The organism is Enterococcus sp. AZ191, assembly GCF_051713845.1.
Taxonomy (GTDB): Bacteria; Bacillota; Bacilli; order Lactobacillales; family Enterococcaceae; genus Enterococcus_B; species Enterococcus_B durans.
In genome coordinates, this window is sequence record NZ_JBIOQS010000001.1 from 781,321 (window position 1) to 802,787 (window position 21,467).

Annotated in this window: 24 protein-coding genes and 1 tRNA gene; 21 read left to right on the top strand and 4 right to left on the bottom strand. The window is 36.1% G+C overall.

Annotated elements, in window-relative coordinates; translation table 11 throughout:
• The 4 genes from IGI47_RS03750 to IGI47_RS03765 are packed head-to-tail and all read left to right on the top strand — an operon-like array spanning window position 1 to window position 2,331.
• Window positions 1-204, top strand: coding sequence for a hypothetical protein (locus IGI47_RS03750; protein ID WP_081134571.1), 204 nt, complete (start codon window positions 1-3; stop codon window positions 202-204).
• A gap of 22 nt (window positions 205-226) precedes the next feature.
• On the top strand, window positions 227-1,060 hold the full coding sequence (locus tag IGI47_RS03755; RefSeq protein ID WP_311930300.1) for a hypothetical protein: 834 nt from the start codon (window positions 227-229) through the stop codon (window positions 1,058-1,060).
• Window positions 1,061-1,076: 16 nt separating this feature from the next.
• Window positions 1,077-1,466, top strand: a complete 390-nt coding sequence (locus IGI47_RS03760; protein ID WP_438783367.1) for a PrgI family protein — start codon at window positions 1,077-1,079, stop codon at window positions 1,464-1,466.
• A complete protein-coding gene (locus tag IGI47_RS03765) occupies window positions 1,405-2,331 on the top strand; it encodes a hypothetical protein (RefSeq protein ID WP_438783368.1) in 927 nt (308 codons plus the stop codon). The genes IGI47_RS03760 and IGI47_RS03765 overlap by 62 nt, the downstream gene beginning before the upstream one ends.
• Before the next feature lie 335 nt (window positions 2,332-2,666).
• On the opposite strand, the gene IGI47_RS03770 is transcribed toward IGI47_RS03765, so the two are convergent.
• The 3 genes from IGI47_RS03770 to IGI47_RS03780 form a co-directional block, all read right to left on the bottom strand.
• The gene (locus IGI47_RS03770; protein ID WP_311930305.1) at window positions 2,667-3,365 is read right to left on the bottom strand and encodes a type 1 glutamine amidotransferase; all 699 of its coding nucleotides are present in this window, start codon (window positions 3,363-3,365) and stop codon (window positions 2,667-2,669) included.
• Window positions 3,358-4,710, bottom strand: a complete 1,353-nt coding sequence (locus tag IGI47_RS03775; protein WP_005879268.1) for a Mur ligase family protein — start codon at window positions 4,708-4,710, stop codon at window positions 3,358-3,360. Before IGI47_RS03775 ends, IGI47_RS03770 begins: the two co-directional genes overlap by 8 nt.
• A gap of 590 nt (window positions 4,711-5,300) precedes the next feature.
• Window positions 5,301-6,695 carry a TrkH family potassium uptake protein gene (locus IGI47_RS03780; protein WP_376716944.1) on the bottom strand — a complete coding sequence of 465 codons (1,395 nt, stop codon included), beginning with the start codon at window positions 6,693-6,695 and terminating at the stop codon, window positions 5,301-5,303.
• A 157-nt stretch (window positions 6,696-6,852) separates the two neighbouring features.
• Between IGI47_RS03780 and IGI47_RS03785 the strand changes: the two genes are divergently transcribed.
• From IGI47_RS03785 to upp, 11 genes are all read left to right on the top strand, one after another.
• On the top strand, window positions 6,853-7,584 hold the full coding sequence (locus IGI47_RS03785) for an epoxyqueuosine reductase QueH (RefSeq protein WP_311930307.1): 732 nt from the start codon (window positions 6,853-6,855) through the stop codon (window positions 7,582-7,584).
• A gap of 154 nt (window positions 7,585-7,738) precedes the next feature.
• The gene (locus IGI47_RS03790) at window positions 7,739-8,230 is read left to right on the top strand and encodes a hypothetical protein (RefSeq protein WP_311930308.1); all 492 of its coding nucleotides are present in this window, start codon (window positions 7,739-7,741) and stop codon (window positions 8,228-8,230) included.
• Window positions 8,227-9,009, top strand: coding sequence for a DUF6681 family protein (locus IGI47_RS03795; RefSeq protein WP_146895892.1), 783 nt, complete (start codon window positions 8,227-8,229; stop codon window positions 9,007-9,009). Before IGI47_RS03790 ends, IGI47_RS03795 begins: the two co-directional genes overlap by 4 nt.
• Before the next feature lie 177 nt (window positions 9,010-9,186).
• The gene (gene lepB, locus IGI47_RS03800) at window positions 9,187-9,756 is read left to right on the top strand and encodes a signal peptidase I (RefSeq protein ID WP_438783370.1); all 570 of its coding nucleotides are present in this window, start codon (window positions 9,187-9,189) and stop codon (window positions 9,754-9,756) included.
• 223 nt (window positions 9,757-9,979) lie between these two features.
• Entirely contained in the window at window positions 9,980-10,564 is a 585-nt protein-coding gene (locus tag IGI47_RS03805; RefSeq protein WP_438783371.1) for a thymidine kinase, read from the top strand.
• A gap of 2 nt (window positions 10,565-10,566) precedes the next feature.
• On the top strand, window positions 10,567-11,640 hold the full coding sequence (gene prfA / locus IGI47_RS03810) for a peptide chain release factor 1 (RefSeq protein ID WP_005879255.1): 1,074 nt from the start codon (window positions 10,567-10,569) through the stop codon (window positions 11,638-11,640).
• On the top strand, window positions 11,633-12,472 hold the full coding sequence (prmC, locus tag IGI47_RS03815) for a peptide chain release factor N(5)-glutamine methyltransferase (protein ID WP_438783372.1): 840 nt from the start codon (window positions 11,633-11,635) through the stop codon (window positions 12,470-12,472). The genes prfA and prmC overlap by 8 nt, the downstream gene beginning before the upstream one ends.
• 191 nt (window positions 12,473-12,663) lie before the next feature.
• Window positions 12,664-13,689, top strand: coding sequence for an L-threonylcarbamoyladenylate synthase (locus IGI47_RS03820; protein ID WP_438783373.1), 1,026 nt, complete (start codon window positions 12,664-12,666; stop codon window positions 13,687-13,689).
• Between the two features lie 145 nt (window positions 13,690-13,834).
• Window positions 13,835-15,079 (top strand): serine hydroxymethyltransferase, encoded by a 1,245-nt coding sequence (glyA, locus tag IGI47_RS03825; protein ID WP_438783374.1) that lies wholly within the window; start codon window positions 13,835-13,837, stop codon window positions 15,077-15,079.
• 277 nt (window positions 15,080-15,356) lie between these two features.
• Window positions 15,357-15,884: an alpha/beta hydrolase gene (locus IGI47_RS03830; RefSeq protein WP_438783375.1), complete on the top strand. Its 528-nt coding sequence runs from the start codon at window positions 15,357-15,359 to the stop codon at window positions 15,882-15,884.
• A gap of 237 nt (window positions 15,885-16,121) precedes the next feature.
• Window positions 16,122-16,751: a uracil phosphoribosyltransferase gene (upp, locus tag IGI47_RS03835; protein WP_005879244.1), complete on the top strand. Its 630-nt coding sequence runs from the start codon at window positions 16,122-16,124 to the stop codon at window positions 16,749-16,751.
• 130 nt (window positions 16,752-16,881) lie between these two features.
• Here upp and IGI47_RS03840 read toward each other — a convergent pair whose 3' ends face one another.
• The gene (locus tag IGI47_RS03840; protein ID WP_005879241.1) at window positions 16,882-17,124 is read right to left on the bottom strand and encodes a hypothetical protein; all 243 of its coding nucleotides are present in this window, start codon (window positions 17,122-17,124) and stop codon (window positions 16,882-16,884) included.
• Between the two features lie 119 nt (window positions 17,125-17,243).
• Here IGI47_RS03840 and IGI47_RS03845 point away from each other — a divergent pair.
• The 6 genes from IGI47_RS03845 (at window position 17,244) to IGI47_RS03870 (ending at window position 21,457) form a co-directional block, all read left to right on the top strand.
• A tRNA-Thr gene (locus tag IGI47_RS03845) sits at window positions 17,244-17,316 on the top strand.
• Between the two features lie 685 nt (window positions 17,317-18,001).
• The gene (locus IGI47_RS03850; RefSeq protein WP_438783377.1) at window positions 18,002-18,415 is read left to right on the top strand and encodes a hypothetical protein; all 414 of its coding nucleotides are present in this window, start codon (window positions 18,002-18,004) and stop codon (window positions 18,413-18,415) included.
• A 653-nt stretch (window positions 18,416-19,068) separates the two neighbouring features.
• Window positions 19,069-19,716 (top strand): hypothetical protein, encoded by a 648-nt coding sequence (locus IGI47_RS03855; RefSeq protein ID WP_438783378.1) that lies wholly within the window; start codon window positions 19,069-19,071, stop codon window positions 19,714-19,716.
• Between the two features lie 119 nt (window positions 19,717-19,835).
• Window positions 19,836-20,174, top strand: a complete 339-nt coding sequence (locus IGI47_RS03860; protein WP_438783380.1) for a hypothetical protein — start codon at window positions 19,836-19,838, stop codon at window positions 20,172-20,174.
• Between the two features lie 204 nt (window positions 20,175-20,378).
• Window positions 20,379-20,615 carry a hypothetical protein gene (locus tag IGI47_RS03865; protein WP_077151619.1) on the top strand — a complete coding sequence of 79 codons (237 nt, stop codon included), beginning with the start codon at window positions 20,379-20,381 and terminating at the stop codon, window positions 20,613-20,615.
• Window positions 20,616-20,650: 35 nt separating this feature from the next.
• Entirely contained in the window at window positions 20,651-21,457 is an 807-nt protein-coding gene (locus tag IGI47_RS03870) for a hypothetical protein (RefSeq protein ID WP_077151635.1), read from the top strand.
• Window positions 21,458-21,467 lie beyond the last annotated feature (10 nt).

The window sequence follows — 21,467 nt, forward strand, 5'->3', positions numbered from 1 at the left end:
ATGGACTATTTTGAACAGGCAATGGCATTGTTTTCCAAAGGAATACTTGCTTCTGGAAGTTTACTTACTGTGTGGGGGATCATCCAACTAGGCATATCAATCAAAGAACATAACGGCCCAGCAATGCAACAAGCTATCTTTCAAATTGTTGGCGGTGCAGTGATTCTTGCAGCAGGTTCTTGGATAGCAACGATTTCGATATAAGGGGAGGAGCAACGCATTATTCATGGATAGAGCCATCGAGTTTGTTTTAAAGACGATTGTAGAACAGTTGAATTTTTCAAATGATCCCCAAAGTGTATTAGTACAAAATCTAGAGACCTACTTACCAGATATTTATCACTATAGTTTGCTGATCATGGATATTGTGGTGAAGCCTATTGCCTATTCGGTCTTAGGCTTTTTATTGCTTTTAGAATTCCATCAGATTGCTCAAAAAATTTATAGTAATTATTCGGCATTCGGAGGATTCGAATTATTTCTACCACTTTTTTTAAAATTAGGACTCAGTTTATTAGTGATGCGGAATTTAACCGTATTCATCCATGCAATCGTTGGCATTAGTACAATCATCAATGTTGGAATCGGTGAGCTAGGCATACAAGCTGAGATGGATCAGGTAATTGATTTCTCCTTGATTATGGAGCAAGAACAAGCAATGAATTTTTTTGAGAAACTAACGCTTTTACTACTGTTATTCATTCCCTTAGTCTTATCTCTACTGACAAATATCATGACAAAAATCGTTGTATTTTTGCGTTTTTTTGAGCTGTATTTCTATTTTAGTCTTTCCCCTATAATTTTAGTGACGTTTATTCATGAAGAAATCAATCAGATCGGTAAAAATTTTTTTCGAATGATCTGTGCCTCTTCGTTACAAGGTGTCTTATTATTCATGGTACTGAGTTTTTATCCACTGTTGGTACAAACCCTTTTTTCAATTCAAGAACGCCAAGGATTGATCACTGTCATTTGTATCATCTCGGGGAATTGTTTGACTTTATGTATCAGTTTATTCTATACGAACAAGTGGGCGAAGGCGATAATGGCTGTCGCTTGATGGACTGCAGTAGGAGGTGAGAACGATAGCAATTGAGGTTCCGGTTAGGAAAGAAATTTTACTATACAAAGAAAAGCTGTTTTTTGGATTTTCATTAAGACAATTTATATCAATGATGATAACCTTGAGTATTACGCTAATCGTCGGTCTTTTGAATCATTTTACTTGGCAATTTTCTATTGATGATCTCGGCATCGGTTTGATGGCAATTAGTTCACCCATCTTATCTTTTGGTTGGATCAAACCTAATGATCTGCCTATGGAAAAATATCTACAGATTCGGTGGCGTTATGTTAAACTCAACAGCTATTATACTTATCCATCTATCATGGAGGTGCGATTGGATGAGACCTTGGCAAAAAAGGAAACAAAAAGAAGCAAGAAATACACAGAATACAGCAATTAAGAATTCTAAATTTTTACGCGTACTAAAAAAGCAAAAGCAACAGCGTGGAAAAAGACAGAAAAAGCAGGCACCTAAACGTAATATCCAATCAATGCTACGTTACGAAAAGATGTTTGAGAGTGGAATTTGTGAACTGAGTACAAATCACTATTCCAAGAGTATCCAATTTTCTGATATCAATTATCAAATCGCCTCTAAGGAAGAACAACAAGGTATTTTTACTAAATACTGCGCATTGTTGAACAGTTGCGAAGAGACGATGCACTTGAATGTTACACTCGTAAAAAAGAAAATCAGAAAAGAAAAATTAAAGAAGGAGCTTTTCTATAAAAAAATAGGCAATGCGCATGATGAGTATCGCGAAGAATTGAATGATCTATTGAGTAAAAAAATCCATGCAGGCGAGAACAACTTCGTCAAAGAAAATTATTTAACATTTACCATGCCTGCCAAGGAACTGGATCAAGCAAAACAGCTATTAGCTAGAGCCGAACAGACACTGAGCGATAGTCTAACAGAAATCGGTTCGAAATGTCATAAAATGGACGGATTGAGTCGATTACGGCTGATACATCATTTATTACAATCAACTGCTTCTTTTGATTTCAACTATTCTGATCTCATTTATAACGGATTATCTACAAAAGCAAGCATTGCACCTATGAGTCTAAATGTTAAAAAGAAGAATTATTTTGAAATAGAAGAGTCGTATGGGCAAATACTATATTTAAAAGACTATCCTGCTAATTTAACAGATAAAGTTATTTCAGGATTGCTAGAGATTCCTGAAGAAATGACATTGTCTATTCATATTGATCCCATCGCCTCTGATCAAGCGAATCATCTTATACAAAGGAAACAATGATCATCAATGATTTCATTGAGCTTTATGAGAAAAAAGAGGATCATAAAAACAGTTCTTTATGGCAAGAGAGATTAGAAAAAATAGGGGAGGGGGCTGTGGAGACAGAGTGAAGCCTTAGTGTTCAACTTAGGCGATAGCACAAAAAAATGGACAAAAAAGAGACAAGGGAACCATTTATTCGGACGAGGCTGGGACAGAAGTGTTTAACTTCGAGAAATAAGCCGAAGGAGTTGATTCTGCTCCACCGTTTATTCGTTTTTAAAGAATGGGACAAAAGTGTTTCTTACTTTTGTCCCACGCTCGTGTGTCAGAATCGATTCTCTGTCTCCTATTTGTTATGCAAGTGCTTCTTGCAAAGTTGGTAAATCTAAATTTTTTCCATATCGTTGTTCCAAGGATAAGCGAATCAAACGTTCTGCCAGATGTTCATTTCTAGCAAGGATCGGACCATGGAAATAAGAACCGTAGACATTCTTATAGATCACACCTTCGGATTTATCTTCTCCGTTATTCCCTTGGCCTTGAACGACTTTACCTAAGGGACGTTCACCCTCACCTAAAAAAGTTCGCCCATTGTGATTTTCGAAACCATAATACGTTTCATCGAATTCTTCATTATGGATCACGATGTCCCCGATAAAACGATTGTTCTCTTGACTTAGTGTGTAGTGATCCAGCGCACTGATTCCTTGGATCTTTTCGCCATTTGCGCCCATATAGTAATGGCCTAAAAGCTGATAGCCACCGCAAATAGCCAACATTACGCCATTGTTCTCGATATAGTTTGTCAATGCTTCTTTCTTCTCTTGGATATCTTTTGAGATGATCAATTGTTCAAAATCTTGTCCTCCGCCAAAGAAGACTAAATCGTACTTATCAGGATCAAAAGGTTCATGGATGCTGACGATTTCAGTATGACAGGTAATCCCTAACTTCTTTGCTACATATTTGAGCATCAATATATTTCCGTTATCACCATAAGTATTCATTAGATTTCCATAAAGATGAGCAATAGTCAATTCATAATTAGCCACGATTCATCCCCCCTTTAATAAATCCTTGATTTGCTAGTTCTTTACGCAACTGTAAGACAGCTGTATAAGTAGCTAAAATATAAACATGGTCAGTCGGTAGTTTTTTGATTGCTTCAATCGTTTCCGCAATTTCTTTCGTTTCCGTGATTTTTTCCTCTGGTACACCCGCAACTTTTAGACGTAATGTCATATCCGTATGACGGTCACCACCTGAAACGACAGCAGGGATATCCATAGTTGCAAAATCTTCGAAGTTCCCATCCCAAATCCAACTAACGTCGATTCCGTCTGCATAATTAGCATTTAATAATGCAACAAGTGAGAACGGATAAGGTGCCAAACCGATCATGTCGATCACCTGATTGATCCCGACAGGATTTTTTACAAGGACCAAGGTGCATTTTTTCCCTGCGATATCGATGATTTCTTGTCGCCCAAAGACTTTTTCATCATAGCCAAGTCCTTGCTTGATCTTTTCAGGAGTAACGCCGTAATATTCTGCAACAGCGGTAGCTGCTAATGCATTGTAGACATTGTACATTCCGCCGACTTCGATACTGTATTCATGGTCATCGATGACGAAATCAGCAGATACATTATCCATTCTTACCATGTCAGTCAAGCGATAATCTAATTCAGGTCGCTTAAAATCGCAGTTTGGACAGTAGTATTTCCCCAAATTAGCATAAGTGATCATTTTATAATGTAAGAGATGATGGCAATTCGGACACAAAACACCATCTGTATTGTAGTGAGCCAGTTGTTCACGGTCTTCCTCATGATCAAATCCGTAATACTTGCGTGGGTTAACTGTGTCAACAGAATTGAAGATCGGTGAGTCACCATTGCTGATGATCGTAGCTTCTGGAGACTTTGCCGCACCATCAACGATCATTTTATATGTCGTATAGATTTCCCCATAACGATCCATTTGATCACGGAAGATATTCGTAAATAAGAATAATTCTGGTTTGATATACTCTGTCACTTTACTTAAACTAGCTTCGTCGATTTCCAGTACAGCGAATTTCTTTTGTCCTTTTTTTTGTTTTGCTTGTAAAAAGGTGGAGACGATTCCTTGGACCATGTTAGCTCCTGTCGGATTCGTTAAAACTTCGTCGTATTGCTGACGTAATATATTTACAGTTAAGGCTGTAGTGAGTGTTTTTCCGTTTGTACCGGTTACTACGACTACTTGATAATCCTTAGCTAAGGTATCTAAAAGATGTGGATCGATCTTAAGTGCAAGTTGACCAGGTAAACTTGAACCTCCTTTTAAGAAGGTTTTTAATGCCCATTGTGATGTCTTTCCGACAGCAATCGCAAATTGGCTGCGTATTCCCATTATGTAACCTCCAAAAACGTCTTAGCGACGAGTAAATTCAACTAATAATACCATATGTTCAAAAAAAGGTTAAATTGCTTTTCTTTTTTTTAAGAAATGATTACGATACCAAGGAAGAAAAACGAAAAAGAAACGCGGTCATGCCATGTTTCACTCCGAAAAATGAGAGATCACGGAATTTGTATTTCAAATTTTTGCAGATTTTGACTTACTTCTGAAGGAGTTGTTTTTGATCCATTGTTTTTTCGTATTTAGAAGAGGTAGAGACAAAAGTCGTTTAGGTTTGAGAAATTGGATAAAAAAAGGTTGTGACAGAAGTATTTAATTCCGAGAAATAAGAAGAAATCAACGAAAATTGCTTTTCAAATTTTGTGGATTTCGGCTTATTTCTCGGAGTTGCTTCTGCTCCCACCGTTTATTCGTTTTTAAAGAATGAGACAAAAGTGTTTCTTACTTTTGTCCCACACTCGTTTTTTTGAAATTTCCGAAAAACCTGACTTTTGGACGACGTTTATTCGAGAGTCTGTAGCAAACCTGATTGTTAGATTTGTCCCACATTCCACGCTACTTATTCGAACAGAGTGAAGAGATCAACCGATAATGATTTTTTCAGTTGGGTATTCGTAACCTAAATCTCGTGTTTCTTTAGGGACAAAGAGCATCAGCGTATAAAGCATGCCGATGCGGCCGATGAACATCAGGGCCGCAATCGTAATTTTACCAACAATCGATAAGTCTCCAGTGATGCCTAAAGAAAGACCAGTGGTTCCAAAAGCAGAAGTGACTTCAACGATGATTGAAATTAAGGTCTGATTTTCAGTTGCGGATAAGAAAACGATACAAAAAAAGCACATTCCTAAAGATAACATGAAGACAACAACAGATTTTCGCACATCATCTTCGTCGATTTTTCGACCGAATATATTGATGTTATCTTCACTTTTAAGGAACGAATAAAGATAAAGGCCAATGATCGCAACAGTTGTTGTACGGATACCACCACCAACTGAACTAGGGCTACAACCGATAAACATGAGTAAGGAGAAAATAATCAATGTAGTGATTTGGAAATTTCCTAAATCATGGATCTGCAGACCAGCATTTCTTGTGGTCATAGAATAAAACATCGAATTGATCCACTGGACACTTAAACTAGCATCTTGGAATAGATGATCTTTCTCAAGAAGATAGATCAAGATGGTTCCTCCAATGAACAAGATGACAAAGGCTAGTACGGCTAACTTTGTAAAAAGGGAAAAACGAAATGGTAGCTTGGCTTTCGATCGTTTGTAAAGCAACCATTCACGAAATTCCATCAAGACAGGGAAGCCGATCCCTCCGATAAAAATCAAAAACATGATAAGGATCAAGAAAAGATAATCATGTGCAAAGGGTTTGATAGACTGGCCTGTCACATCGAAACCAGAGTTAGTTACTGCAGATATGGATTGATAGAATCCATAAAAAATGGCGTCCTGCCAATGGTCAAAATAGCCTCGATAATAGAAATAAATCGAGAAGAATGTACCAAAAATGATTTGGAACCACAGTAAGATCGTAAATGTGATCCGAATCAGACGAACGATTCCTGATAAACGTGGTTGATTCATGTCTGTCATGATCAATTGTCTTTGTCTCAAAGTAATTCTCCGTTTAGAAAAGATGATGAACGCAGTAGAGATCATCATGATACCCAAACCACCGACTTGAAATAATACTTCAAGTAAAATGACGCCATTATCATTAAAGACGGAGCTGATATCAAAAGTCGTCAGTCCAGTAACACTAACTGTACTGATAGCCATGAACAACATATCAACAAATGGAACATGACTATCCGGTTGACGAAAAATAGGAATATAGAATAGCCCTAAAGAAACAATCGTCATCAATACATAATAAAAAACAATGATCTGGATAGATGAAAAATGGGTTGTAGCATAACGCTGACTTCGCCGTTTTAATTTTCGATAGAAAAGGTTCAATTGCAAGATGCGATCCTCCTTTATAGATTATTTCTTCTAGTATACCGAGGTTGAAAAAAATACTCAAAGAAATTCTAAACAAATACGACGTTATCTTTCGATTTAAGAATAAATAGCCTATAATAATAGTTATTTGAGTAGAGTGGGGATTTGGACTATGATTGATGCAGAGTTGATTGTTGAAAAAATGAAAAACCAAAAGATAAATTATGATACGGTTTTGAAAAAAATGATTCAGCAATGGGAGAAAGAAGGAACGAAACCTAAATTATTGATTCACACTTGTTGTGCGCCTTGTAGTACACATACATTAGAATTTATGTGTCAGCATGCGGAGGTCACTTTATTTTTCTCAAATTCGAATATCCAACCTAAAAGTGAGTATTTAAGACGACTCCACGAGCAAAAGCGTTTTGTCGATGCATTTAATGAGCAAACGAATAACCATGTAGAGTTGATCGTTGATGACTACCAACCGATTATCTTTAATAAAATGGTTTTAGAAAATAAGTTAGCAGATGAAAGAGAAGGCGGATTAAGATGTAGCGCTTGTTTCAATATGCGCCTCGATCTAGTGGCGCAAAAAGCCCAAGAACTTGGCTATGACTATTTTGGGAGTGCGCTAACGATTTCTCCTAAAAAGAATGCAGCATTGATCAATCAAATCGGCATGGATATCCAAAAAATCTACGGTACCCGTTATCTTCCCAGCGATTTTAAGAAAAATAAGGGATATGAACGTTCCATCCAGATGTGCAAAGAGTATGATATCTATCGTCAATGCTATTGTGGCTGTGTGTTTGCCGCGAAACAACAAGGATGTGACTTGAAACAAGTGAATCGTGAAGCAAAGGCATATCTAGCAGAGTCAACAGTCACTTTTGACTAAAGCTATAATAAAACTTTCAAACAAACGTAAGAAAAAAATAATAAATTTATGGTAAATATAAGATATAATGACTATTCTGTGGCACGTAAGATTTGGCACATAAACTGGATAGAAAAATGAAAAAGCTATAAATAAAAACAAAGGATGAGATATGATGCGAAAAGTAGCACCTATTTTGAAACCAATAGCGGTTTTGACTATTTCAACAATTGTGGCTACTGCAACCGGTGTGGTCAATAGTTCGAGTTATCGTGCCCCATCAAGTTCTACTACGACAGAGGAGACAACGTCCGCTTCGACTACAGGGGATACAACAACGCAAACAACTGAAACGAGTGATGAGTCTACGACTTTATCAAGTGTTTCGCAAGATACGACGAACACAACAAGTACAACCACATATTCTACTGTTCCTTCAAGTAGTAAAGATGAGGATAACAACCAAGAAAATAGCAGCTCAGAGGATACGGCGACAGATGATTTTAACGGTGGAAGCAGTACGGATACAAGTACAACCACTACGCCAAGCAGCACAACACCAAGTTCGTCTATACAAAACAACGGAGATGCGACAGCAAAAAATGCTGCGCCGACTCAAAACTCAAAGACACAGACGAATAACCAGCAAGCAGGTGACTCACAATGACGTTTTTATTAGATATTATCAATAGTGTGCATAAATTTTTAGGCTATCTAGATATTAGTCCGAAATATTTGAATCGCGGTTACACGATTTTAAGTGTGATCCCAACGCTCTATCTTTTGCGTATCGTTTATGGACTATGGCAAAATCAAAATTATTTACAATTTTTCCTATATGGAATCGCCTTTTTGATTCTTGTTTATTTTATCATTTTAAATGTTTTCTACTATTTTCTTGATAAAAACGTGAAGGCAGATGTTACGCAATTATTTGTGAAGTATCTGCCAGATGAAGTATTTAATATCCAAGATGAAGAAAATACAATGGCAAATAATGGAACGATCGACAAAGTAAATACACAGGAAGCTGTAGTTTCTTACGATGAAGACTATCAATTGAAATTAGCCGAGAACATGCGCTATCTGATCGGTAATGGTGAAATCAAGGTCAATGATCTTGGAAGAATGGATGGCTTTTTAGTAGATCGCAATACGTTATATCCCTATTATTATGTAAAAAAAGTTTCTGACAAAGAATACATTTTAAATATTGGGCGTAGTTATTCTGAGATGGAGCCAGTTGGTCGAATGACTGTGGCATCTGCCGAAGATACGATCGAACCAGTGGGACTATTTATCGTCGGTGGTGATTTTGTCAAAGATGGTTTAAGATACCATGAACCTTATCGTTTGAAACTGATTGTCAAGAAAGAACAACCAGAGAAAACAGAAGAACCAATGATTTACAGTAGGAGTCAACGAAGAAAACATTCCCGTAACTGATAAAAAACGGATAAAGGCTGGAACTAAAAAAGCTGTTCCAGTCTTTTGCTACACTTAAAAAAACATCTTAAAGTGTAAACTGAATGTGCACTTATTCTTTCCTTTAGTTTCTAAAAAAGGTAAAATAAAGTGGAACAAGAATAAAAGGTTAAAAAATAAAAATACGGGAGGTATTTTGTGAAAGAATTTTTGAAAAATTGGGGTATTCTGATCCTAGTACTAGCAGCCCTTCTATTAGCGCGTGTTTACGTATTCACACCAGTCACTGTCAATGGACATTCAATGGATCCAACTTTGAACGATGGTCAGCGATTGATTTCATCAAAAATTTCAAAATATGAGCGTTTTGACATCATCACAACCAAAGAACCTGGAGATGAAGATCGGATGATCGTGAAGCGTATCATCGGCTTACCAGGAGATACAGTAAAAATGGAAAATGATCAGTTGACGATCAATGGAAAAAAATATGATGAGCCTTACTTAGATGAATTCAAAAAAGAATTTGCTGATGATAAGCTGCAAGATGAGTATTCCTATAATCAAGCTTTTCAAGCGCAAGCAGAAAATGCACAAAAATTTACAAGTGATTTTGACTATACGGTGCCTAAAGGAGAGTATCTGGTTCTGGGTGACAACCGTCTGATTTCTAAAGATAGTCGGATGTTTGGTCTTGTCAATAAAGACATGATTCAAGGAAAAGTTGTTTTCCGCTACTGGCCATTAAATGAGATCAAAATCATTTGAACAAATAGATATGAAAAATGAGGCAATCGCTATTAACTGTGATTGTCTCATTTTTGTTAGTGAATAACATGTATGGAACGTCATCTATTAAAATATATGTTATCCAGCTATGGCTCGTGCATCCTTTTTCTGCCCATCTAATTAAGATTGGAAATTCTCACTGTAAAAAATGATGAAAATCAAGTATAATACCATAGGAACAAACTGGAAGGTGAACGAGGGAATGGCACAACTATTTTTTAAGTATGGCGCAATGAATAGCGGCAAGACAATCGAGATTTTAAAAGTAGCACATAATTATGAAGAACAAAATAAACCAGTTGTGTTAATGACAAGTGGTATCGATACAAGAGACGGCATAGGAGTTGTTTCTAGTCGAATCGGCTTAAAACGAGAAGCAATGCCGATTTTTGAAGAAACAGATGTCTATGATGTCATTTTAAAAATGGAAAACAAACCGTATTGTATATTGATTGACGAGGCGCAATTCTTAAAAAAAGAGCATGTTATTGCGTTCACGAAAATTGTTGATGAATTAAACATTCCGGTGATGGCGTTTGGCTTGAAAAATGATTTTCGAAATGAATTATTTGAAGGATCAAAATATTTATTACTTTATGCAGACAAAATCGAAGAGATGAAGACCATTTGCTGGTTTTGTCATAAAAAAGCAATTATGAATTTACATTATATTGATGGGAAACCTGTATATGAAGGGGACCAAGTCCAAATTGGTGGCAACGAAGCCTATTACCCGGTTTGCCGGAAACATTATTTCCACCCATCGATTATTACAGAAGGAGAATAAGCATGTACGATCAATTACAATCAATTGAAGACCGTTATGAAGAGCTTGGTGAATTACTAAGCGATCCAGAAGTGATCACGGATACAAAACGATTTATGCAATTGTCAAAAGAAGAAGCAAATACTCGTGAAACAGTTGAAGTCTATCGTCGCTACAAGGAAGTCGTTCAAGGAATCAAAGATACCGAAGAGTTGCTTGGTGAAAAATTAGACGATGATATGGCTGAAATGGCAAAAGAAGAACTTTCTGAATTGAAAAAGGAAAAGGAAGAATTAGAGGAAAAAATCAAGATTCTACTACTTCCTAAAGATCCTAATGACGATAAAAATATTATCATGGAAATTCGTGGAGCCGCAGGTGGGGATGAAGCAGCATTATTTGCTGGAGACCTATTCAATATGTACCAAAAATATGCAGAATCACAAGGCTGGAAAACAGAAGTCATGGAAGCAAGCATCACGGGTATTGGCGGATATAAAGAAGTAATCATGATGATTACAGGGGATAATGTCTATTCTAAATTGAAATACGAAAGTGGTGCTCACCGTGTACAACGTGTACCATCAACAGAATCCCAAGGCCGTATCCACACGTCAACAGCAACAGTCGTTGTGATGCCAGAAGCAGAAGAAGTCGAAATCGATATCGAAGATAAAGATATCCGTACAGATATTTATCATGCATCTGGAGCTGGTGGACAGCACGTCAATAAGACAGCTTCAGCTGTTCGTTTGACGCACTTGCCTACAGGAATCGTCGTTGCGATGCAAGATGAACGTTCCCAATTGAAAAACCGAGAAAAAGCAATGAAGATTTTACGTGCACGTGTGTACGATAAAATCCAACAAGAAGCACAAAGTGAATACGATGCGAATCGTAAATCTGCTGTAGGTACAGGAGACCGTTCTGAACGAATCCGTACGTACAATTTCCCACAGAATCGCGTGACAGACCACCGTATTGGATTAACCATCCAAAAACTCGATCAAATACTTGCCGGAAAACTTGATGAAATCGTTGATGCACTTATCATGTACGATCAAACATCGAAATTGGAAGCGATGCAAAATGGGTAAGACCACATATCGAGAAGTCCTCTCACGGGCTTCTTCTTTTTTAGAATCCAAAATGATCGAAGGATACACTATCCAATTTTTGTTTCTTGAAAGAAAAAAATGGAGTAAAACAGATTGGTTGATCCATATGAATGACCCAATATCAACAAAAGATCAAGAAATGATTGATCAAGATATGGCACTGCTTTTGAAAAACTTACCTCCACAATACATTTTGGGATATGGGGATTTTTATGGCCATCGTTTGAAAGTAACAAAAGATACGTTGATCCCCCGTCCAGAGACCGAAGAATTAGTCCAACTGTGTTTAGACGAGACTTCTAATGAAAGATTAGACGTTGTTGATGTCGGTACGGGTACTGGAGCGATAGCAATCAGTTTAAAAGCGAAGAGACCCTCTTGGAAGGTCTCAGCTATTGATTTATCAAAGCAAGCATTAGCAGTAGCAAAGGAAAATGCGAACCAAGAGTCTGTCGATATTTGCTTTTATCATGGGGATACGCTAGCGCCCGTGAGTGCGCAAAAATTTGATGTCATCATTTCAAATCCGCCATACATCAGTATAACTGAATGGGATCTGATGGATGAAAGTGTTCGGACATATGAACCAAAAATGGCATTATTTGCAGAAGACCAAGGATTAGCAATCTATAAAAAAATAGCCAAAGAAGCAAAAGACTTACTGAAAGTGAACGGCAAGATTTTTTTGGAGATAGGATTTATGCAAGGTGATGCTGTAAAACAAATTTTTGAAGAATTTTTTCCTGATAAAAAGGTACGTGTCAGAAAAGATTTGTTTGGGAATGAACGGATGATACTCGTAACAGATTAGTTGTGGATGAAAATATTTTTTTCTGTTTTTTTATTATAAAAAAACATTGATCTAACAAGGATGTAACCGACTTTTTAATTTATCAACAGGTTTATCCACTATTGACAAAGTAGTTATCAACAATCTGTTGATAAGAAGTGGATAAAGTGGGATAAATCAAGTATTTACTAAAATTGGGGTGTGGATAGACTGTGGAAACAAAATATTATAACGAAGAACAATTAAAAGAAGCTGCGCAAGCATTGAAGTCGGGAGATCTGGTGGCATTTCCAACAGAAACTGTGTATGGGCTAGGTGCTAGTGCTCTTTTAGAAGATGCTGTCAAGCAAGTGTTTTCAGTAAAAGGACGTCCACAAGACAATCCGTTGATCGTCCATGTGTCATCATTTGAACAGGTAAAAACATATGTGGATAACTTTCATCCAGCTACAGCAAAAATTGTTGAGAATTTTTGGCCTGGGCCACTTACTTTGATTTTTGAGATTAAAAAAGATAGTCTGCCTGCAATAGTGACTGGTGGTTTATCCACAGCAGCTTTTCGCATGCCAGATAACAAAAAAACTTTGACTACGATTGAGCTGGCTGGAGTCCCTCTGGTCGGTCCGAGTGCTAATACATCTGGTAAACCTAGTCCTACGACTGCAGCTCATGTTTTCCATGATCTACAAGGAAAGATTACAGGGATCATCGATGATGGTGCTACTCGAATTGGCGTAGAATCCACTGTTCTTGATCTTAGTGATCCAGAAGCTGATCCTATGATATTACGGCCAGGCGCTGTGACTAAAGAACAATTGGAAGAAGTAATTGGCAGGAACGTAACGATCGATCGTCATTTAGTACAAAGTTCTGAAACACCAAAATCTCCTGGAATGAAGTATAAACATTACGCTCCAGATACCCAAGTAATGATGGTTCGTCCAGAGGATTGGCGTGAGGCAGTCCTCTGGGCAAAAGAAAAGGCATTACGTGTTGGTGTGATTGCAGGACCAACGATTGCGGAAGTTGTTCGCTTTGATGTAGCGGCTGTATATATGTATTTCAATGATTCTGTTGAAGCAGCAACTAAAGGATTATTTGCTGGATTAAGAGGGCTGGATGAGGAAAACTTGGCACTTGATCTGATTTTGGTGGAAACTTTTCCTGAAGATGGACTAGGCAATGCGTATATGAATCGCCTCAAAAAATCGGCGAACCAAAAATATTTTGAAAAATGATCTTACGTATCTTGTTCCCAGCTTTTATTATGATACAATGCAATAAAGTAAACTCAATTGAAAAAAAGATGAGAGTTTACAGGTTGAACTGATTTTTGTTTGCTAGAAAATCTGTTTGATACACAATATAGAGGAGCTGTTGTTTGTGGTAGACTACAAAACGTTTGACCCTGATTTATGGGCTGCAATCGCAAAAGAAGAACAAAGACAAGAAAATAATCTGGAGCTTATTGCTTCCGAAAATTTTGTTTCTGAAGCAGTGATGGCAGCTCAAGGAAGTATATTGACGAATAAATACGCAGAAGGTTATCCTGGACATCGATATTATGGTGGCTGTGAATTTGTTGATATCGTTGAAAATTTGGCAATTGACCGTGCAAAAGAATTATTTGACGCTAAATTTGTAAATGTTCAACCTCATTCCGGATCCCAAGCAAATACGGCGGCATATCTTGCCTTAGTAGAACCTGGTAACACGATTTTAGGAATGGATCTTTCAGCAGGAGGCCATTTGACACATGGGTCCCCAGTTAATTTTAGTGGTAAAACGTATCATTTTGTTGCCTATGGAGTAGACCCAGCAACAGAAGTCATCGACTATAATGTGGTTCGGATTTTAGCAAGAAAACATCAGCCAAAGTTGATCGTTGCTGGCGCGAGTGCATATGGTAGAACGATCGATTTTGCCAAATTTAGAGAAATCGCGGATGAAGTTGGTGCAAAATTAATGGTCGACATGGCGCACATCGCTGGATTAGTAGCAACTGGTATGCATCCAAGCCCAATTCCTTATGCAGATATCACAACAACAACGACACATAAGACGTTACGCGGGCCTCGTGGTGGAATGATTTTGACCAATGATGAAGCATTAGCTAAAAAAATCAATAGTGCTGTCTTCCCAGGGATTCAAGGAGGACCATTAGAACATGTGATAGCGGGTAAAGCAGCGGCATTCAAAGAAGCATTGATGCCTGAGTTTAAAGAATATAGTGAACAGATTATTGCTAATGCAAAAGCCATGACAAAAGTGTTCAATCAAGCAATCGGTACCCGAGTAGTATCTGGTGCAACAGACAATCACTTAGTCTTGATTGATGTACGTGGGTTGGAATTGAATGGAAAAGAAGCAGAAAGTATCTTAGATAGTGTCAATATCACTGTCAATAAAAATTCAATTCCATTTGAAACGCTAAGTCCGTTCAAAACAAGTGGTATCCGTATCGGCACACCAGCAATCACTACACGTGGATTTAAAGAAGCAGATGCCACTAGAGTAGCAGAACTTGTCGTGAAGGCTCTACAAGCAAAAGACAATGAAGCACAACTAGATGAAGTGCGAGCAGGCGTACGTGAATTAACGGAAAAGTATCCTTTATATAATAAATAAAACATATGATTGAAGATGAGCAGTGTTGTACCGCAAGAAATAAGAAGAAACGTACGGAATTTATTTTTCAAATTTTACGAATTTCGCTTTATTTTGCGAAAAATTGCTTTTGGAACAATGTTTACTCAAAAAAGAGGGGTGTGGACAAGCATTTTGTCACGTCCTTCTTTTTTTCGAAGCCAATTCGAAGTACAGACTGATTTTTTGACTTTTTCCCCTTAGCTATCTAGTATATGAGGTGTAATTTGGCTCTTTATCAAAACAAGGGGGAATCACGATGACCGAACGAATTTCATTAGAAAAAGAAGCAGTTGAATTTAGCGATGCCAATGCACCTCACCCCAGAATTTATGAATTACCGCCAGAAGAAGGGCGTGCGCTTTTAGAAAAAGTACAAGGTTCATCAGTTGATAAATTACCAGTAGATGTTGAAGATCTGATCGTAGATACAAAGGATTGGGGAAAAATCAATGTTCGGCTCGTGCGACCAGAAGGAAATGTCGATAAGCTACCAGTTATCTTCTATATCCATGGTGCAGGTTGGGTATTTGGCAGCGCTCAGACCCACGATAAATTAATTCGGGAGTTAGCTGTCCGAACAAATTCAGTGGTAGTATTTCCTGAATACAGCCGTTCAGATGAAGGAGAAGCATACGCTCGAAAACTTAGAGCAGCAGGAGTTCCCATTACACAAGCACGTTTCCAAGGAATCATCCATGACTTCGTGATGGTCAATGCAATGGATCAAACCAAAGCGGCCCGAGCAGCAATGGCTCTATCTACACAATGGCTAAAGGAAGACTAAAATGATATCTTCTGTGTAGCGTATCTTGTAATGTTTAGAGTAATCAGAAACAGTAAAAATAACAAATGATAAGTGGTTAGTTAACTTTTTTGTTATTTTTTACTGTTTTTTTTTGTGTGATCGATTTGTTTTTTTATTTGGGCTATTTTCTTTAGAAAATTCATGAGTTATACTAGTCAATTGACGTAATTTGTTTTACAATTAAAAAGAAACGACAGAACAAAGGAGACCAGAAAAATGGGCAAATTTCAAGTGATCGACCATCCATTGATCCAACACAAACTAACTATTATTCGAGACAAAGATTGCGGGACAAAAGTCTTTCGTGAGGTTGTTGACGAGATTGCTATGTTGATGGCATATGAAGTATCACGTGATATGCCGTTGGAAGATGTTGTCATTGAAACACCAATCACAAAATCAACACAAAAGACGTTATCTGGTAAAAAAGTAGCAATCATCCCAATCCTTCGAGCAGGTATCGGAATGGTTGATGGTATCTTAGAATTGATCCCAGCTGCAAAAGTAGGTCATATCGGATTGTACCGTGATGAAGAAACACTTGAACCACATGAATATTTCGTTAAATTACCGGAAGATATCGATGCACGTCAATTATTTGTTGTTGATCCAATGTTGGCAACAGGTGGTTCAGCGATCATGGCGATCGATGCATTAAAAGAACGTGGAGCATCAAACATCAAATTTGTATGTTTAGTTGCTGCTCCAGAAGGTGTGAAAGCTTTACAAGAAGCACATCCAGATATTGATATCTATACTGCTGCATTAGATGAAAAACTAAATGAACATGGATATATCGTACCAGGATTAGGCGATGCTGGTGATCGTTTATTCGGTACGAAGTAAGGGTTTTTCACGGATTAACCTAAAAAATCAAAACAAAATACGCAAGACCAGATGAGGTTCAATACTCATTTCGTCTTGCGTAATTTTTTATATAATAAAAAACCATCTCAAAGCATAGAGATGGTCAGTATCAAATCTTCTTCAATTCTTTGTAGTTGATAATTACTACACCCTTGCTTTGCGTCATCAAATTGGCATTTTCGTCAGTTTCATCAATCTCAACAACAGCGGAATTTTTAAGTTGTTTTGAAATCGTTCCAGTTTGCGGTTTTCCATGAATCGTGAAGGTCACATGTGTATCAATCGTAAATTTTTCCCCAAATTCTGATGGTACGATGGTTGTATCAAATTTTCCAAAAGTTGCCATTTTCATAAAACCTGCCTTTCATATCAATTATACCACGTTTTATGAAAAAAAACATGAAATAAGTAAAAGTTTACAGTTTTGGCTTTACATTCAATCTAATACAGTTTATAATTTCATATGGAAACGCCAGCTTAGCTCAGTTGGTAGAGCAACGCACTCGTAACGCGTAGGTCGTAGGTTCGATCCCTATAGCTGGCATAAAATGAAAAGCTGTCACATCAAGGTCTATCCTTGATGTGACGATTTTTTTTATATTAATGTTTTTAGTTTGATTTGCTCGCAAAACACGGATAATACGCACATTTCTATGTATATACAAAGTAGCTTTGGCGATAATCTTAGTGCGAACTAGATGCAACCCTAAGTATCACATAGTTTTTATTTTGAAGTATCGGTGAAAAGTGATAATCAAAAGTTAAGAAAATTATGTGAATTGAAAGATGGTATAGTCATTAAAGCTTCCGCAATATCTAATCATGTATTAGTGAGAATACACCCAAAAATCTGTGATTTCAGCTTTATGCTCTATATAAAGGAACGAGGCACAACCTTATTACATGAAAAACACGAGAATTTGAAATATACGTATGCAAAATTTTTGGTATAAAGTATAATATGCAAGTACTGTCAAATTAAATCAAAAAACAATTGGAAAATATATATGAGAACAAGAATCAGAGGAAGATAATCAAACAAGAGTACATAGATCACTAAAATAGATACGGGTATGAGCGACGGGTAGTCGCTTAAAAATTCTTCTACATTGTTTATCATTTCACATTTTTTTTATTTTAGAATAAATTGCTTCAAAAAAAATTTTTATTTTTTCGTATTCTATACTAATTAAGCAAAAGAATATTTTTATATAAAAGGAGAATATCTTATGCCAGTAAATGAATTGAAACGAAAATCAGGTCAATCACCTAATAAAAGAAGAGAAGCATTTAAACGGAAAAGAAGAGATAGTGAAAAGAATGAGGCACACTATTTGAAAGAAAATCAAAAGAAAATTGGAGAAGAACCAATTTATGAAAACTTACGGAAGCGGCCAACACCTCAAAAGCCCAAACGAACGAAATTGCCTAGCTCAGGTCATTTAGAAGCAATGAAGCGGATATCTACTATTGATAAAAAAACAGAGGAGCTAAAACAAAAAATTTTGCTAGAGCATGAACAGGAGCAAAATAAAAAAAATAAGAAAAAAAATCTTCGAACTCTTTGTAAAGAATTGAAACATAAGATGACAGCAAAACCGAAAAACAGGTCACAAAAACAGCAACAGCAACAAGAACGTTAGCCAATATTTGCTAGTCTGCTCACTACTTTTTGTAAATAAAAAAATTGATTTTATGACTGATTCTTTCCAAATTATTTTTTACGGAGAAATTAGGTAAACTAGTGAGTGTGTATTAAATTTATTTTATGATAAAAGGATCTTTAATGAAAGGTGAAAAACCTAATGGATAAAAACGAACATTTTCTAGATATCTGATTAGATAACATTAAAGAATATGGCTATCAACAAGTTACTGGAGTGCCAATGCTAGTTTTTGTGATTCTTGTATATATGATGAGTTTTATGTCATTTTCGTATATTTTTTATGATGTGATTAACTTCTAAAGCCTTGATGTTTAGCAAGGTGTACATAGGGACAGGTTACTTGTACTATGTAATTAGAAATATTGTTTATTTCTTTAGTCGTAGAAACTTTATCATGGTCATCATCTTTATGAACACCAAAGAAGTTTTTACAAAGTATTCATTTTTAGTGTTTAGAAAATAAATAATTGAATGAGAATTTTGAAAAGATGTTGCTTAGGTTGGCAACATCTTTTTTTATTTTTGGACTTTTTTGAAAAAGTTTCTTTTTGGATTTTTGTTCTTGCGTATGATTTTTTATATAAGAAGTTGATTCGTTCTATTTATAAAAAGAAATGGAGGAATAGAAAATGAAAAATTGGCTGATTCGATTACTAGATAAGTCTGTTATAAAATACCCTTTTTTTTCGAGAATGTATGTCCATAGTGAGTTAAAGGCAAACCGTACAGCATTTGACAAACATAGAGGAGAATATGATACCACTGAGAATTTATATAAACGTTTCAAAAATATACGAAAACTACTAGTAAAAAATGAGTTTTCTAGTCAAAACTTTAAGAAAATATGTCTTGCGTATTATGACAAAAATTTTTATCTCAGTGACTATTACATGTACTTGATCAATATGAATCAACAAAAATTAACACTTTCTCAAATACCAAGAGATTTCAAGTTATGTTTAGAAACTGAAACACTACAGTTGAGGAAAAAATTATTGTTTTTGGTAGATTATCCACATTTGAATGTGCGTCTGAATGAAACGTTCACTGAGGAAATGATTGGTCGAGCTACGCCAAGTTTGGTGATGCCAGATGTGTATATAATAAGTTTATTGAAGAATCGAGTAGAGGGAGCACGATGGTATTCGTCACTGAAAAGTAGATCAGAAAATACTTATACTCTTGCCTCTATCAAAAAACATACAGCAGCTCAGAAAAAATCAGCAATTCGGAGACGCTCACCTATTACTAAGTCAAGAGAATTTTATTTGCGTTAGTTTGATTACTTGAGACAACAAAAAAAAAATAAAAAAGAAAAAAATGAAACAAAATGAAAATGAAGAAGAAATACTACTAATATGAATACATTCATTAAATTAAAAAAGAGGTGGAAATGATGTCCAGTGTTTGTTGCTTAATTACCGGATTATTTTGTTTATTTCGCTTAGCTTGTAAAGTAATCATGTTGGTTCTTGTAAAAATTATTCCTGCTCCATTTAAGTTTATTCGTTTTATGCATAGAAATATGGAGAAAAGAAAACAGAGACGAGAATATAACTATTCAAATAAAAAGGAAAAGTATTCAATTAAAGATCAGCGTTTCAAAAATAATGGTCGTAAAAGCAAAATGGAAACTTTGGATAGATACTCTAGAAGTAGCTCATTAAGCTCAATTTCAAGTATAGGTAGTATACCAACACCTACTATCTATATGTCTTCAAGAGAGTCACGCTAGTAGACTATTCTATGCAAGTATTTTGTCTGTAAAAATAAAAACAGTAGTTATCTTTAAAAAACGAGAAAAAAAGAGAGGTGTGTATCATGTATAAATGATACATATCTTTTTTTAATAAGGGAGGTAGGATTGTTTTTATCAAATTATAAAAAGTAAATGATACTTGATATTTTATTTGAAAACAGAGAAAAGGAGTAAAAGTTAATGTCAAATACAGATTTACTATCACAAGTATTTAGTTTGATTACAAAGTTTACACAAGTTGGTGGAGGATTATGGTTGATCTGGGGAATCGTAATGATGGCTGGTGCATTGAAAGATAAAAATGGACCACAATTACAAACAGCGATTTGGCAAGTTGTCGGTGGGATGTTAATTCTTGTAGCTGCGTTATGGTTCAGTTCATCATTTGATGTCGGTTCTTTAGTAGGAGGTCGCTAAACAATAAGGGAGTGTCTTAATTGGGCGGAGCAGTAATGAATATCTTCAAACAGATTATGTATTATCTGAATGGAGAAGATTTAAGAAATATTTTAAGTTTAGATCTACAACAATATTTGTACAATGCTTATGTGTTTGTCATTGATTTGCAAAAAACAGTTGTTGGTCCAGTTGCTTATGCCTTATTAGCTATTTTTATCTTACTGGAATTCCAAAAAATTTCGATGAAAGTAGAAGGAGCAGGTGGGGCAGCGACTTTAGGATTTGAAATGATAATCAAGGCATTTATCAAATTTGTTTTATGCTATATCGTGATTCTAAAAATCCAAGTTATTTTGGATGGAATCATTGCTATTACCTCGTCACTCACAAGGAGTATTTTGAATGGTGCTGGTCAAAGCCATTTGAACGATTTATATGCACGTGTTGAAGCAGTGATTAAGTCATTAGCTTGGTGGGATCAGTTAGTAATCTTACTAGTCTTTTGTATCATGTTTTTGGCTGCGTTAGTTGTCAGAGTGTTGATTCAAGTAACAATCTACATACGATTTTTAGAATTGTATATCTTTTGCGCAATGGCGCCAATTCCAATGGGTGCTTTGCCAAATCAAGAGTTTTCATCTTTGGCAAAGAACTTTTTCAAAAACTTTGCAGCTACCGGATTACAGTCGTGTTTTATTGGCCTTGTATTAGTAATTTATCCATTTATCTTTGAGGAGATTTTGAATAACTACAGTAATGGTGTCTGGGGAATTATCCTTGGTATTACAATTTACATGATTGCTTTGTTATTCTCCATCAATAAAACAAAAGGCTGGGCGAAAACACTTGTTTCTGCCTAAGCTTAATTTA

What these genes read in the sequence shown, in the direction of transcription:
- IGI47_RS03750 (WP_081134571.1), top strand. Translation starts at nt 1, where the DNA reads ATGGACTATTTTGAACAGGCAATGGCATTGTTTTCCAAAGGAATACTT.
- IGI47_RS03755 (WP_311930300.1), top strand. Translation starts at nt 227, where the DNA reads ATGGATAGAGCCATCGAGTTTGTTTTAAAGACGATTGTAGAACAGTTG.
- IGI47_RS03765 (WP_438783368.1), top strand. Translation starts at nt 1,405, where the DNA reads ATGAGACCTTGGCAAAAAAGGAAACAAAAAGAAGCAAGAAATACACAG.
- IGI47_RS03775 (WP_005879268.1), bottom strand. Translation starts at nt 4,710, where the DNA reads ATGGGAATACGCAGCCAATTTGCGATTGCTGTCGGAAAGACATCACAA.
- IGI47_RS03785 (WP_311930307.1), top strand. Translation starts at nt 6,853, where the DNA reads ATGATTGATGCAGAGTTGATTGTTGAAAAAATGAAAAACCAAAAGATA.
- IGI47_RS03790 (WP_311930308.1), top strand. Translation starts at nt 7,739, where the DNA reads ATGCGAAAAGTAGCACCTATTTTGAAACCAATAGCGGTTTTGACTATT.
- IGI47_RS03795 (WP_146895892.1), top strand. Translation starts at nt 8,227, where the DNA reads ATGACGTTTTTATTAGATATTATCAATAGTGTGCATAAATTTTTAGGC.
- IGI47_RS03805 (WP_438783371.1), top strand. Translation starts at nt 9,980, where the DNA reads ATGGCACAACTATTTTTTAAGTATGGCGCAATGAATAGCGGCAAGACA.
- prfA (WP_005879255.1), top strand. Translation starts at nt 10,567, where the DNA reads ATGTACGATCAATTACAATCAATTGAAGACCGTTATGAAGAGCTTGGT.
- prmC (WP_438783372.1), top strand. Translation starts at nt 11,633, where the DNA reads ATGGGTAAGACCACATATCGAGAAGTCCTCTCACGGGCTTCTTCTTTT.
- IGI47_RS03830 (WP_438783375.1), top strand. Translation starts at nt 15,357, where the DNA reads ATGACCGAACGAATTTCATTAGAAAAAGAAGCAGTTGAATTTAGCGAT.
- upp (WP_005879244.1), top strand. Translation starts at nt 16,122, where the DNA reads ATGGGCAAATTTCAAGTGATCGACCATCCATTGATCCAACACAAACTA.
- IGI47_RS03840 (WP_005879241.1), bottom strand. Translation starts at nt 17,124, where the DNA reads ATGAAAATGGCAACTTTTGGAAAATTTGATACAACCATCGTACCATCA.
- IGI47_RS03850 (WP_438783377.1), top strand. Translation starts at nt 18,002, where the DNA reads ATGCCAGTAAATGAATTGAAACGAAAATCAGGTCAATCACCTAATAAA.
- IGI47_RS03855 (WP_438783378.1), top strand. Translation starts at nt 19,069, where the DNA reads ATGAAAAATTGGCTGATTCGATTACTAGATAAGTCTGTTATAAAATAC.
- IGI47_RS03860 (WP_438783380.1), top strand. Translation starts at nt 19,836, where the DNA reads ATGTCCAGTGTTTGTTGCTTAATTACCGGATTATTTTGTTTATTTCGC.
- IGI47_RS03865 (WP_077151619.1), top strand. Translation starts at nt 20,379, where the DNA reads ATGTCAAATACAGATTTACTATCACAAGTATTTAGTTTGATTACAAAG.
- IGI47_RS03870 (WP_077151635.1), top strand. Translation starts at nt 20,651, where the DNA reads ATGAATATCTTCAAACAGATTATGTATTATCTGAATGGAGAAGATTTA.